At 64.8% G+C, this 13798-nt stretch carries 14 protein-coding genes; 11 read left to right on the top strand and 3 right to left on the bottom strand.

Translation table 11 applies throughout. The features are described from left to right. Positions 1–40: 40 nt before the first annotated feature. On the bottom strand, positions 41–931 hold the full coding sequence (locus NDN01_RS24655) for a metallophosphoesterase (protein ID WP_272624859.1): 891 nt from the start codon (positions 929–931) through the stop codon (positions 41–43). A gap of 203 nt (positions 932–1134) precedes the next feature. On the opposite strand from NDN01_RS24655, the gene NDN01_RS24650 reads away from it, so the two are divergent. The 7 genes from NDN01_RS24650 (at position 1135) to NDN01_RS24620 (ending at position 7498) form a co-directional block, all read left to right on the top strand. Beyond that, positions 1135–1668 carry an RNA polymerase sigma factor gene (locus NDN01_RS24650; RefSeq protein WP_272624858.1) on the top strand — a complete coding sequence of 178 codons (534 nt, stop codon included), beginning with the start codon at positions 1135–1137 and terminating at the stop codon, positions 1666–1668. Next, entirely contained in the window at positions 1665–2594 is a 930-nt protein-coding gene (locus NDN01_RS24645; RefSeq protein WP_272624857.1) for a FecR family protein, read from the top strand. Before NDN01_RS24650 ends, NDN01_RS24645 begins: the two co-directional genes overlap by 4 nt. A 115-nt stretch (positions 2595–2709) precedes the next feature. Further along, the gene (locus NDN01_RS24640; protein ID WP_272624856.1) at positions 2710–5724 is read left to right on the top strand and encodes a TonB-dependent receptor; all 3015 of its coding nucleotides are present in this window, start codon (positions 2710–2712) and stop codon (positions 5722–5724) included. Between the two features lie 86 nt (positions 5725–5810). Then, on the top strand, positions 5811–6440 hold the full coding sequence (locus tag NDN01_RS24635; protein WP_272624855.1) for a peptidylprolyl isomerase: 630 nt from the start codon (positions 5811–5813) through the stop codon (positions 6438–6440). Between the two features lie 87 nt (positions 6441–6527). Then, positions 6528–6941, top strand: a complete 414-nt coding sequence (locus tag NDN01_RS24630; RefSeq protein WP_272624854.1) for a hypothetical protein — start codon at positions 6528–6530, stop codon at positions 6939–6941. An 82-nt stretch (positions 6942–7023) separates the two neighbouring features. After that, a complete protein-coding gene (locus NDN01_RS24625; RefSeq protein ID WP_272624853.1) occupies positions 7024–7323 on the top strand; it encodes a hypothetical protein in 300 nt (99 codons plus the stop codon). Positions 7324–7342: 19 nt separating this feature from the next. Then, a complete protein-coding gene (locus tag NDN01_RS24620; protein ID WP_272624852.1) occupies positions 7343–7498 on the top strand; it encodes a hypothetical protein in 156 nt (51 codons plus the stop codon). A 12-nt stretch (positions 7499–7510) separates the two neighbouring features. Here NDN01_RS24620 and NDN01_RS24615 read toward each other — a convergent pair whose 3' ends face one another. After that, a complete protein-coding gene (locus tag NDN01_RS24615) occupies positions 7511–8497 on the bottom strand; it encodes an aldo/keto reductase (RefSeq protein WP_272624851.1) in 987 nt (328 codons plus the stop codon). A 172-nt stretch (positions 8498–8669) separates the two neighbouring features. On the opposite strand from NDN01_RS24615, the gene NDN01_RS24610 reads away from it, so the two are divergent. Next, positions 8670–9125, top strand: coding sequence for a nuclear transport factor 2 family protein (locus tag NDN01_RS24610; RefSeq protein WP_272624850.1), 456 nt, complete (start codon positions 8670–8672; stop codon positions 9123–9125). A 97-nt stretch (positions 9126–9222) separates the two neighbouring features. Here NDN01_RS24610 and NDN01_RS24605 read toward each other — a convergent pair whose 3' ends face one another. Then, entirely contained in the window at positions 9223–9969 is a 747-nt protein-coding gene (locus tag NDN01_RS24605) for a helix-turn-helix domain-containing protein (RefSeq protein ID WP_272624849.1), read from the bottom strand. 182 nt (positions 9970–10151) lie between these two features. On the opposite strand from NDN01_RS24605, the gene NDN01_RS24600 reads away from it, so the two are divergent. Genes NDN01_RS24600 through NDN01_RS24590 form a run of 3 tightly spaced genes read left to right on the top strand, consistent with a single transcriptional unit; the run spans position 10152 to position 13780 of the window. Continuing rightward, positions 10152–10796, top strand: a complete 645-nt coding sequence (locus NDN01_RS24600; RefSeq protein WP_272624848.1) for a hypothetical protein — start codon at positions 10152–10154, stop codon at positions 10794–10796. Then, the gene (locus NDN01_RS24595) at positions 10796–11794 is read left to right on the top strand and encodes a hypothetical protein (protein ID WP_272624847.1); all 999 of its coding nucleotides are present in this window, start codon (positions 10796–10798) and stop codon (positions 11792–11794) included. Before NDN01_RS24600 ends, NDN01_RS24595 begins: the two co-directional genes overlap by 1 nt. Positions 11795–11803: 9 nt before the next feature. Continuing rightward, positions 11804–13780, top strand: coding sequence for a hypothetical protein (locus NDN01_RS24590; RefSeq protein ID WP_272624846.1), 1977 nt, complete (start codon positions 11804–11806; stop codon positions 13778–13780). Positions 13781–13798 lie beyond the last annotated feature (18 nt).

Genomic DNA, 13798 nt, shown 5'->3' with positions numbered 1-13798 from the left:
ACGGGATCAGTCTAAGCGCGGAAATCCGGATCGGCCAGCATCACCGCAGCGGGAGGGTCATATCCTGTTGCCGCCCGGTGCCGTGCACCACCACCTTGTCGGGGAAGAAATCGAGCCGGGCGTATGAAGTCTCCTCGGTGTCGAGCATCGCCTTCAGGTTGACATAGTGGATGCCGCCACGGGCGCCGTAATTGCCGTCATGGTTGTGGCCGTCGAGCCAGATCTTCGCTGAAGGATGGCGTTCGAGCAGCGCCATCACCGCGGGCGCATTCCAGAGGTTGTGCTGGTTCTCGGGATAGAGCGGGAAATGGTTGAAGAGCATTGCCTTCAGGCCGCGCCGGTCGGCCTCGGCAAGCTGAGCGTCGATCCAGCTGAGTTGGGCGTCGCCGATGCCACCGTCCCATAACGGCTTGTCGGCATAGAGCGCGGCGTGGGTGTCCATGCTCTGCTTGAGTTCGGCACTGCCCTCGGGCCATGCGTAGCTGCTGAGATCGTTGCCGTCGGTGACGATGAACATCCAGCCATGCTCGACGAAGCTGTGATAGCGCGCCTTCATGCCGAGCTTGGCGGGGACCAGCAGCTTGTGGGCGTCGTCGATCGAGAATTCGTGATTGCCCAGGACGAACTGCCAGGGGTGCGTGAGCTTACGCGCGACCGGCAGCAGCAGATCATAGCTTGCCCAGTCGCGATCGATGAAATCACCGAGATGGACGACGAAAGTGAGCCTTTGCCGGTTGAGATCGGCGACAGCGCTGGCGAGCTTGGCCGGCGTGGTGTGATAGAGGCGCTGGCCGCTGTCGGGCTCCACCGCATATTGCGCGTCGGCGATGGCGCCGATGCTGAACAAGGGCCGCTCGCGCTGTCGCGCCGGAGCTGAGCCGGTCATGGCGAGTGCCGCCATCGTCGCCATCACCATCGCCCTGCGCATCATCCACTCCCGCCAGCAAAGGACGCGGCTTTAGGGAGCCCGCGTTACAGTTGAGCGACGACCTGCATTTCGTCCGTACGACTGTCACCGCCGGGTCATGGAGCACGCCTAGAGGGGCGAGACTCGTGTGAATTCCAGGGACGGGAGCGACCAATGACCGGCATGCCGCGCCATCGCGCCCCGCCTGCCCGCGCCGGGCACAGTCGATGAATGAGTTGTCGCCTATAACGGCGCGGGGCCTCGCGCGGGACGAGATCGATCTTCGCCAGGCGTTGCAGCGCTTTGTCGAAGGGCGCCTGCGCGACCGCAATGATGGCGAGGACATCGTCCAGGAAACTTATGTCCGGCTCTACAGCTATCGCCGTACCCGGCCGGTGGCCGATGTCGGCGCCTTCTGCTTCGCGGTCGCGCGCAACCTGGTGTTCGATCATCTTCGCCGCCGCCACGCTCAGCCGCAGAGCGCCGAACTGGCGGACGACATCGCTTGTCCCCAGCCCCGCGCCGAAGAGATTCTCGACTACCGCCAGCGGGTGGAAATACTGGTGCGCGCGATCAAGGTGATGCCGCCGCTGCGCCGCGAGGTGTTCCTGCGCCGGCGGCTCGACGGCATCCCCGCCGCCGTGATCGCGAACGACCTGCAGCTCAGCGTATCGGCGATCGAGAAGCATTGCAGCCGCGCGCTGGCCGATCTGCGCGCCGCGCTAGAGCGGCGCGGGCTGCCCGCCGGGGCCCGGGCATGAGCCGCCGCGCCGCCCTGCGCGACGCCGCCCGCTGGGCAATGGCCGAGAACGCGACACCGGCAGCAGCACCACCACTCGCTGCCGAGGTCCAGGCGACGCTGGACGATCCGGCACTGACAGAGGCGCTCGAACAAAGCGCTTCGTTCGGTCGCCTCTCCGACGGCGACATCCTTGCGATGCGGGCCACGCGGCGGCGTGGCATCGCGACCTTCGGCGCGGTCGTGCTGGTGGCAGCGCTCGGCGTAGGGGGCTGGTCGAACGGCTGGTTCGTCAACGGGCCCGCCCCGATCGTCGCCCATTATGAAACCCAACGCGGCGAGCAACGTGACGTCGCGCTCGCTGACGGATCGACGCTCCATCTCAATGGCGCGACCAGCCTCGACGTCACGCTCGACGAAAAGCAGCGCGAGGTCGCGCTCAACCGGGGCGAGGCCTATTTCGACGTCGCGCATGAGAAAGACCGGCCGTTCATCGTCCGCGCCGGCGCGTCGTCGACACGAGTACTGGGCACCGCGTTCGATGTCGACATGGCGCGGGGCGAGGTGAAGCTCGCGGTCTATCGTGGACGGGTGCGGTTCGGCGGCATCAGTACGGATTCGCGCAGCGTCGAGGTTCCTGCCGGCTGGCGTTCGCGCTTCGAAGGCGGGGTGGCGCATGCGCCGACACGCTTTGACGCAACGCAACAGGATTGGCGCCAGGATTGGGTCGACACCGACGATATGCGCCTGGCCGATCTGGTCGATGCGCTCAACCGACGTGGCGGCCCCATGATTCTGGAGCCATCGCCCGCACTGGGCAGCATCGCACTGTCCGGCCGCTTCAAGCTTGATAAACCACAGCAATTGCTCAGGGCAATCGGAACCGTCTATGGCTTCCAGGTCGTGACCGAGGGAGAAAAGCTGCGGCTCGCGCCGGCCGAGCAGTGAGTCCCATATTCGTCACATCTATGTCATTGCACTGCAATAAAATTCTTTTGTCCGGACGGGGCCCCAAACCCCGTCCTCCGTCCGAGGCGAACAAACGCCTGAGCGGAGGAACATCATGGATCGTACAAAGGGACTTTCATTGATCGCGCTGGCGGCGGCGCTCGCCGCGCCGGCCATGGCGCAGGCAAAGCCGGTCGAGGGCACGCTGGCGCGGCAGATGCAGTTCGATATCGGTGCATCCGACCTGCGCAGCGCCATCTCGCGCTTCTCGCGTGCGACGGGCGTGCAGGTCATCGTGGCGCCGGACGTCGTCGCGAAGCGCCGCACCGCCGGCGTGCGGGGCGCGCACAGCGTGCGTGAAGCGCTCGACCTGATGCTGCGCGGCACCAACCTGTCGGCGTCGATCAGCGATGGCGTGGCTGTGCTGAAACCGGTCGCCCCGGCTCCGGCCGCGATCCGCCGCCCCGCACATGCCGTACGCGAGATTGCGGAGATCACGGCAGCGGGCGCAGCGCCGGAGGACGAGACCGCCGTCGCGCCCGATATCATCGTGTCAGGCTATCGCCAGAGCCTCACACGCGCGCAGGACCTCAAGCGCCGTGCGATCGGATCGGAGGACGATATCCTGGCGCAGGATATCGCCGCCTTTCCCGATCTGAACCTCGCTGAATCGCTCCAGCGCGTCCCCGGCATCACCATCACGCGCGATTCCGGCGAAGGCCGCCAGATCGCGCTCAGGGGCCTGGGCGCCGAATTCACCCGTACCCAGCTCAACGGCATGGAAGTGCTGGGCAACACTGCATCGGGCATGGACAATCGCGGCGGCGTCAGCCGGTCGCGCTCGTTCGACTACAGCCTGTTCGCGTCGGAACTGTTCAACCGCGTGTCGGTCCAGAAATCCTACGCAGCCGAACAGGACGAAGGCGGCATCGCCGGCACCGTGGGGCTGACCACCGCCAAGCCGTTCGATTACAACGGTTCGAAATTCGTCGTCTCGGCGAAGGGCCAGACCAACACCAACACCAGCGGCATCACGCCGCGCGTCGTCGGCCTCGCGTCCGGGCACTGGGGCGATTTCGGCGCGCTCGTCTCCGTCGCGTACAGCCAGATCAAGAGCAACGAATACGGGTATCGCAACTGGGGCTGGGGCTATGTCAAATATGCGCCCGGCAATATCGGCCCCAATATCGACGCGGCGACCTCGCAGTTGCTGCAATCGGGCACTATCGTCGCGCCCCAGGCTGAATCGCCCTCGACCTGGTACACCGACCGCAGGCGGCTGGGTGTCACATCCTCGCTGCAATATCATCCCGGCGACCGGTTCAAGATCGATGTCGACTTCCTCTACGGCCGACTTTGGGATTACCGCGACGACTATGCCATCGCCAGCGCCGGCAGCAACGCGCTGACCGGCGCGACCGTCAATGGCGGCCAGATCATCCAGTCAGCGGTGATCGACGGCAACACGCTGCGCGCGGCGAGTTATACCGGCATCGACCAGCGTTCCGAGCACCACATCGTCAGGAACCACACCGATTTCTACCAGGGCGTGGCGAATGCAAGCTGGAAGGTGACCGATCGCCTGACGATCACCGCACTGGGCGGCTATGAGGAATCCGACTTCAGCCAGCCTGTGTTCGACAAGGTGTTCATGGAGGCCAAGAACATGGCCTTCAGCTTCGACACCCGGCCGACGATTCCGGTCAACACCTATGGGAAGGACCTGACCGACCCCAACAACTGGACGTTGCAGCGCCTCGACGTGCAGGAAAACGGGATCACCAGCAAATATGCCAACGGAAAGCTGGCCGCCGCCTACAGTGCGACAGATGCACTGACTTTCAAGGTCGGCGGCGAGTTCAAGCATTTCAGCAACAGCGGCTACATTTATGTCAACAAGGTCTTCCACAACGTCCCGGCCAATGTGGCGATTCCGAACAATCTGAAAGAAGTGATCGGGCGCGATTCGCTGCTGCCCTATATCGTCGGCAGTGTGGACGGGGTGTACGCCTATATCGGCGATCCGCGGGACCTGTCGGCGAAATACCTGCAGGCCGGCAGCGACTATCTGGTCGACGAGAAGACCTGGAGCGGCTTCGCCCAGGTCGATCTCGACACTCATGTCGGCGGCATGCGCCTGCGCGGCAATGCCGGCCTGCGCTATTTCTCGACCGACCTGACCTCGTCGGGCCATCTCACCGCACCGGTGAACGGCGTGAATACGCTCGTGCCGGTGGTGATCGGCACCAATAGCAGCGGCTGGCTGCCCGCGGCCAATTTCGCGCTCGACGTCGCGAAAGACCTGGTGGTCCGGCTGAGCGCGAGCCGCAACGTCAACCGGCCGGCGCTGGGCGACCTGGCGGCGGCCGGGACGCTCACCACCCGGCCGAACGGCGGGAGCGCCTCCTTCGGCAACCCCTTCCTGAAGCCCTACAAGGCAACCTCGGTGGAGGGCTCGATCGAATATTACATGGATCGCACCGGCTTCGCCTCGATAGGCTTCTTCTACAAGCACATGGACAGCTTCATCACGTCGAGCAGCACGACGATCCCGTACAGCCAGACGGGCCTGCCGCTGTCGCTGCTGATCCAAGGCCAGGACGGCAACACGCCGTACGATGTGAGCCGGCCTGTCAACGGTCCAGGCGCCGACATCAAGGGCATCGAAGTGGCGTTCCAGCACGACTTCACCTTCCTGCCGGCCCCGTTCGACCATCTCGGCGTCGTCGCCAACGGCACCTGGTTCGACGGGCACCAGAAGGCGATCTACACCTCGGGCACCACGACCAGGATCGAAACCCTGCCGCTGCTCAACCTTTCCAAATGGGCGGCGAACGTCACCCTCTATTATGAGGACAAGGACTGGGGCGTGCGCGTGTCGGACGCCTATCGCAGCCAGTATCTGATCAACACGGGCAATGTCGCCAATACCGGCGACGGCATCAAGGGCACCAACAACATCGATTTCCAGGCGCATTACAACATCACGCCGAAGATCCGCGTTGTGGCCGAGGGCATCAACCTGACCAACCAGGCGATCCGGCAGTTCGCCGATATCAATGCCAACCGTTCCGAGGTCTATACGACCAGCGGACGCACCTTCACCTTCGGCGTAAGCGCCGAGTTCTGAACGGACAGGTCCCCGCGCGGCAGGTCCGCGCGGGGACACTATCCACCGGGTTGGCAGAGCGCATGGCGACGCTCTAGGCTGATCGCATGCTCAAACGATTCGCCACGCTCGCCATCCTGTTGCTCGGTATCGGCACTGCGACTGCGCAAACCGCCGTCGCCCCTGGCCCCGCGATACCGCCGGCCACCGTCCGCGTAGTGCTTACGACGAGCGAGGGCCCCATCACGCTCGAGCTGGAAAAGGACCGCGCGCCCAAGACCACGGCGAACTTCCTTCGATATGTCGATACGAAGCGTTTCGACGGCACGACCTTCTACCGCGCCATGAAGCTCCAGCCTGAGCTGGGGCTGATCCAGGGCGGGCTGCGCAATGATCCCAGGAAACTCTTCCCGCCCGTCCCGCATGAGCCCACCACCCAGACCGGCCTGAGCAACAAGGACGGCGCGATCTCGATGGCGCGCGACAAGCCGGGCAGCGCGACCGCGGATTTCTTCATCGCGATCGGCGATCTTTCCTCGCTCGACGCGAAACCCGACCAGCCCGGCGACAATCTCGGCTTTGCCGCCTTCGGGCACGTCGTGGAAGGGATGGACGTCGTGCGCCGCATCGGCACGGCGCCCACATCTCCTACCGAAGGCGAAGGCGCCATGAAGGGGCAGATGCTCGCCCCGACGATCCGGATCATCACGGCACGCCGGGTAGCCGATATCCGGTAGCTGAACGGGGGCCGACCCGGTAGCTCATCCTCAGTTCAGCAACGATGTGATATGACCCTCGCCATAGTCAATCAGCGAGAGTCGGTCATGCGTATCCTGTCCTCATTGCTCCTCGGCGCCGCCCTGATCGGCATGAGCGCCGCCGCCCCTGCCGCGCCGCGCGACAACAGCCAAGCTGAGGCGAAGCTTGCCAAGGCGCTTGAAGGCCGCGTCCCGGGCAAGCCCGTGAGTTGCATCACCCTGAGCAACATCACCTCGTCCCAGATCTATGATGGCACCGCGATCGTCTATCGGTCCGGCAGTACGCTCTATGTCAACCGACCGCGCATGGGGCAGACCTCCCTGGACAGCGACGACATCCTGGTGAGCAGAACCTATGGGTCGCAGCTCTGCAGCCTGGACACGATCAACCTGGTAGACCGGACATCGCGCTTCCAGACCGGCTTTGTCGGCCTGGGCGAGTTCGTGCCCTATACCAAGGTGAAGGCGGTAAAAGGCTGACGGCTTGGCAACGGCACGAAGCTTTACGGGCTTGTGCCGTCGCCCGCTATCGACCACGGTCTTTTGGACGATGCCGGGCGGTATGGCGCGAAAGCTGACCGAGGCGGCGGGGAACGAGACGTTCCCCCATCCCCAATTCACCTTTCCCCCGGAGCCTGCCATGTCGCCAGCCGTTTCAAGAGCCGCCGTTCGCCCGTTCCTCGTCGCCAAGGATGACGAAGGCGTCTTTCGCGTGACCGTCCGCACCACGCGCTACAATTCGCAGGGATATCCCCTCGTCTCCGCCGAGCTGCTCGATGAAGGCTTCCGCACCCAGACCCTGGCAAAAGCCTATGTCCGTGAGCAATACAGCGCAGAGGCTGGCGACATCGCCACCAAATAGGATATTCAGGGGGCCCGCCGTGACCGACTCGATCGACGATCAGATCATCGACACGCCCGACGGGCCGATGACCTGGGCAGCGTGGAAGAAAAAGCACCCGGTGCAGATCCCGTCGCGGCGGACCAAGGGCAAGGACCTGCCGGTGAAAGTCAAACGCTTCACCGACAAGCCCTGAACGGCGCCGGGATCAGCGATCGAGCATCGCCAACCCTGCGCTGCCATAGCGTTCGCCAGCGGCAATCCCCGGACGAAGCGCTTCGTCCAACCCCGCCAGATCCTCGTCGCCGAGCGCGATATCGGACGCGGCGACATTCTCCTCCAGATAGGTGCGCCGCTTGGTGCCGGGGATCGGGACCACGTCCTTGCCCCGGTGGAGCAGCCAGGCGAGCGCGATCTGGCCCGGTTTCACGCCCTTCGTATCGGCCAGCGTGCGTACTGCGTCCGCAGCGCGCATGTTCGCAGTGAAGTTCTCGCCCTGGAAGCGCGGATCGCCGCGCCGGAAATCACCCTCCGGATAATCTTCCGCACGCTGCGCCGTGCCGGTGAGGAATCCACGGCCAAGCGGGCTGAACGGCACGAGCCCGATCCCGAGTTCCCGCAATACAGGAAGGATCTCAGACTCCAGTCCGCGTTCCCACAAGGAATATTCGCTCTGCAGCGCACTGATCGGTTGTACCGCATGCGCGCGCCGGATGTTCGCGGCGCCGGCCTCGGACAGGCCGAAATAACGCACCTTGCCTTCGCGGATCAGCTCGCCGACCGTACCGGCAACATCCTCGATCGGCACGGCGGGATCGACACGGTGCTGATAGAACAGGTCGATATGATCGGTGGCCAGGCGCTTGAGCGAGGCCTCCGCCACGGCCCGGATATGCTCGGGCCGGCTGTCGACTCCTCCGGTACGGTTGCTGCGCTGGATGTCGAAGCCAAACTTGGTCGCGATCACTACCCTGTCACGCTTGCCCGCAAGTGCGCGGCCGAGCAATTCCTCGTTGATGAAGGGGCCGTACACCTCGGCCGTGTCGAACAGCGTAACACCCAGTTCGATGGCACGGTGAACCGTCGCGACCGATTCCGCGTCATCAAAGCTGCCATAGGACTGGCTCATCCCCATGCAGCCAAGGCCCAGTTCGGAAACCTCAAGCCCTTGCGCTCCCAGGCGTCGCTTCAACATGGCAGAATCTCCGGAAGAGGAAGGCCCGAATATGGGAAAGGCGCCAAGCGAATAGAACCACCCTCCGTCGGGCAGAGCAGAATTCAGACGATTGTTCGTTAGCGCCCCTTGAATCCTATATCATATCTATGAGACATCCCGACCTGATAAAGCCACAAATGCGGGGAGAGAAATGATGTTCAATCTGGTGAAGCTCGCGGCGACGCTGACGTTGCTGGCGGCGGTGCCTGCCTTCGCCGCGGACCGAACCGCGGAACAGGTCGTGAAGGATCACGTCGCCGCGATGAAGACCGCCAATATCGATGCGGTGATGGCCGATTATGCCGAGGACACCGTCGTCGTCACCCCGCCCGGCCTGGTGCCGACGCAACAGCCCGCCAATGCACCGGGTGTCTATTCGGGCAAGACGAATGCCCGGAAAGTGTTCGTCGTGCTGACCGGCAAGGACAGCATCGGCGGCATCCGCGCGATGGAAACGGTGGTCGAACCGCTGGGCGGCGACGTCGCGCTGCTGCGCTGGATACAATTCCGGGGCACGCCGCAGCAGGTGTCGGGCGTTGACGTCTTCGTGGTTCGCGGCGGCAGGATCGCGGTGCAGGACATCATTCTCGATACCGCCAAGCCATAGCCGGCCGATCCAGCGAGCCGGGCGCGGTCCGGGGCGGCCCGTTGGGTTTGGTCGGGTCGCGCGCGCCATGGCGGCCCACTCTCCCCGCCAGCTACGCCTATCGGTACAACCGAACGAAATCGCCCTGCGTCGCGTAGTCCAGCCGCTCGCGATAGTCGCGATGCTCCGCCATGCCCAAGACGACGCGGCCGATGACGGGATCGGCCTGGGCATCAAGCTTCGCCAGGGCGACAGGACAGGCGACCGGTACGAGCTGCGAGCCCGTACCGACCTGGAGCGTGGTCATCACCCCGTACAATGCCCCCTCGATCGTCGGGCGGCCGAGGATCGCGAGCCGGTGCTGCCCCGCCACATTGGTGACGAGATAGATATGGCCCGACAGGTTCGGCATCGAGACATGCCCTGCCTGTTCGAACCGCGCGTCGGTGCGCTGCGATTCAGCAAAGCCGAGATGCCCCGCCTCCTCGATCCAGCAGATCGTGGTGACATAGGCGAAAATGTCACCCGGGCTGCCGAAGCTTGGCCGCAACGTCAGATAGCGCCCCTCGATCCAGCGTATCGCGGCACGGGCATAGGCCCCCATGGTTTCGGGCGCGAGGTCGTTGGAGGCGGCGGCCGGCGGCGGCGCTACCGGACGGAGCGTCACGCCCAGCGCTTCCTCCAGGCGGATCGTCGTCGCCAGCGTGAAGGGACGCCCGCCGGACAGCGCCTTTTCCAGGGTGGACAGGCTGATCTTCGCCATATCGGCCAGCGCCTGGCGCGAGATTCGGCGACGCGCAATCTGCTCGCGCACGCGGCGGCCGACTTCGCGCGTCTCGCCCTCAAGAAGGTCGCGGTCCTGCATTCTCTCCTCTTTCTCCGATACGCGACTACCACATCTTTCCGCACCGCCCGTCAACTGGCCTGTCGGGCGCCAAGGCACCGGAACAGCATCTTTTTCGCGGCACAGGCCAATTGTCCGGACCGCCGCTGCCTCGCCGCGGGCCCTTGATTCAAACCCTGTCGCAGCTGGCCTAATCCCGTCGCATGGCCATCAGCATCACTGTCTGCAATCTCGCCCTTGGCGAGCTCCGCGCACCCCCGATCGTCGATATCGATGAGGCGACCACCGAGGCGGCGGAGTGCAAGCGCTATTATGCGCATTGCCTCAAGCTGCAGCTCGAACGCTTCGACTGGAGCTTCGCCACGCGGATCGCCTCGCTCGCCGAGCTGAGCGTGAATCCGCGGGCGAGCGAATGGGCCCATGCCTATGCGCTGCCCGCAGACCTCGCCACCGCGCAGCGGCTTGTACCGCCGGCAAGCGGCTGGCCGAGCGGCACGGCGAACCGTCCCGTCGCGCCCGTGCTGGCCCAGCCCTTCATCATCGAGGATGGTACGTTGTTCAGCCAGATGCGCGGGGCGATCCTTGAATATACCACGCGGGACGTGAGCGAGTCGGACATGCCCGGCCTGTTCTGCGACGCGCTGGCCTATGCCCTCGCCGCCCGGCTGGCCGTGCCGCTGCGTGACAGCCGCGAAACCAAGGGGCAGTTGCTCCAGCAAGCCGAGGTGGCCGCACAACGCGCCATCGCCGACGACATCAACCGCCAGCCCAATCGCGATGCGCGCACGCCCGATGAAGTCGCCGCCACACGCAGTGCCGGGGCCGGTTGCACAAGCGGAGCGAACTGATGCCGCTTCGCACCGGGCAACCGAATTTTTCCAAGGGCGAGCTTGCCGAGGATCTGATCGCACGCGTCGATGTCGCTGCCTATGCGACCGGCCTGCGACGCGCGCGCAATATCATCATCCTCAAATATGGCGGCGTGACCAAGCGCCCCGGCACGCGGCTGGTCGCCGAGGTCTATGCGGACAGGGGCGTCCGGCTGATGCCGTTCCAGTTCTCGATCGACCAGACCTATGCCCTCGAAATGGGACAGGGTTATATGCGCCCCGCGGCGCTCGGTGGCCTGTTGCTCGAAGACAAGCTGTCGATCATGAGCATCACTCTCGGCGCCGTCACCACGATCCAGGCGGCCTATCACGACTATGCGATCGGCGATCAGATCTATCTTTCGGGCATTGAGGGAACGACCGAGCTGAACGGCCGGGTCGCCCGCATCCTCAGCGTTTCGGGAGGAAGCACCGCCGGCGGGACCTTCACGATCGACGTCGATTCGACCGGGTTCACACCGTTCACCGCCGACACCGGCGGCACGGCCAGGCCGGGGATACCTCCGCCACCACCGCCGCCGCCGCCCGTTCCACCGACAGCGCCACCACCGCCGCCACCCGATGTGGGCGGGGGCGGCGGCGGAAGGGGCGACTATTGCGTTGCCGACGACACACCGATCCTGATGGCGGACGGACGGGAGATCGAAGCCCGCCACGTCAAGGTCGGCATGCGGGTGCGGACGCAGCATGCCGCGACGATGGAATGGGGCGACTATCCGGTCGAAGCAGTCAGTGCCGCATGGCAGCCCGTATTTGCCTGCGCCGTGAATGAGGTAACGATCCGCGCGACCGCGGAACATCGCTTCCGGATCAGCGACGACTGGGTCCGCGCCGACACGATCGGCACCGCAGCCGGGTCCGCCTGGGTTGCGCGGATCACGATCGCCGACGCCCATACTTACATCTCGGCCGGCATCCTGTCCCACAACAAGGTCTGGGAGCGGAATTATGACTGAGCATTTCGCATGAGCGTCGCCCGCATCTATCGCGTCGGCTCACCTTTCAACGGCGAGGAACTGCCGGAAGTCGACTTCGAGCAGTCGGCCGACACCATGTACCTGGCGCACCTCAACCATGCGCCGACCAAGCTTGTCCGCAAGAACCATACGGCCTGGACCTTCTCGACGATCGGCTTCACCCCGACACTCGCCGCCCCGGCGAGCGTCAGCGTCACCGCGACCACCCCGAACACCACCGAGATATTCTACCAGCCCGCCCGATATGTCGTGACCTCGATCGACGATGCCAGCGGCACAGAGAGCCGTGCCTCCATCGCGCAGTTCGCCAGCAACGACCTGACGCTGAAGCGCAACTATAACAGCATCGGGTGGGCGGCGGTGGCCGGTGCGTCGCGGTACCGAGTCTACAAGGCCGACAACACCCAGGAATTCGGCTATATCGGCACCACGACGAGCCTGAGCTTCGTGGATGACAATATCGGTCCAGATTATTCCGACGGGCCGCCGATCGCCACGAACCCTTTCGATGACTTCCCCGCCGTCGTCACGGCGAGCATCGCCGGATCCGTGATGACCGTGACCGCGGTGACGAGCGGCGAGATCACCGAAGGCAAAACGCTTTCCGGCACCGGCATAGCGGCCGGCACGCTGGTCGTCGGACAGCTTACCGGCGCGACAGGGGCCGCAGGTACCTATACCGTCACGCCATCGCAAACGGCAGCAAGCACGGCGGTCACCGTGAAGGACCTGCGGAACTACCCCTCCACCATCACCTTCTTCGAGCAGCGCCTGCTCTGGGGCCGCACGACAAGTCATCCCAATGCGATCTGGGGCTCCCGGTCGGGCAGCTTCGAGAACATGGATATCTCGCGCCCGCTCAAGGCATCGGACAGCCTGAGCTTCGCGCTCGTCTCGGGACGGGTCAACGCGGTGAACCAGCTCGTCTCGACGACCAGCCTGCTCGCCCTCACTTCGGATTCCATCTTCAGGATCGAAGGGGGGCAGAATGGCTATCTGACCGCGACCGATTTTGTGAGCCGACGCCAGAACGGGCGCGGATCGGCACGCCTCTCTCCGCTGGTGATCGACAGCGTCGTCTTCTACCAGACCAGCGTCGGCAACGGCGTGCGGACGCTCGGCTATGAATTCTCGAGCGACAGCATCAATTCCAACGATGTGACGATCTTCTCCCCACATCTGTTCCGTGGCTTCAACATCACATCCTGGGCCTATGCGCAGGAACCGCGATCGCTGATCTGGGCGGTCCGCGACGACGGCAAGCTGCTGTGCTTCACCTGGGAGCAGGAGCAGCAGGTCTGGGGCTGGACGATCTGCGAGACCGATGGCCTGGTCGAGAGCGTCTGCGTGATCTCCGAAGGTGGCGAGGACCGGCTCTACCTGACCGTGCGACGGAACGGGAGGCTGCTGATCGAGCGCATGGCGACGGCCAGATGGGATGCCGTGGAGGATTGTTGTTTCCTCGACAGCGCGGTCAGCTATCGTTTCGATACGCCGCAAACCGTGCTGCGAAACCTGCAGCATCTGGAAGGCAGGACTGTCTCGGCCCTTGCCGATGGCGGGGTCGTGACAGGGCTGATTGTCGGCAATGGCAGCGTCACCCTGCCCGAGCCGGCGAGCAAGGTGACCATCGGCCTGCCCTACAGCGCCACGATCGAGACATTGCCGCTCGCCTGGCAGGGCCAGGGCGGCTGGACGATCGCCAAGCCGCAGACCCAGGCCAGGGCGGTGGTCCGGCTGGTCAGCAGCCGCGGCGTGAAAGCGGGGCCGACCGACGCGACGCTCGAGCCGCTCCGCGCCCGCGTCAACGAGCTCCCCGGCCAGCCGCCCCAGCTGATGACGGGCCTGTACGGAACGTATCTGCGCGCCGACATCAATGGCGGCGCGCGCATGGTGGTGCGATCCGACGATCCGCTGCCGATGACCGTGAGCGCGATCTATCTCGATCCCTCCGTCTCCGAATAGCCAGGTCGCGCTGGTCAG

This window comes from Sphingomonas sp. QA11 (assembly GCF_028473665.1).
GTDB lineage: Bacteria > Pseudomonadota > Alphaproteobacteria > Sphingomonadales > Sphingomonadaceae > Sphingomonas > Sphingomonas phytovorans.
This window is presented reverse-complemented; position numbering and strand designations above follow the sequence as displayed.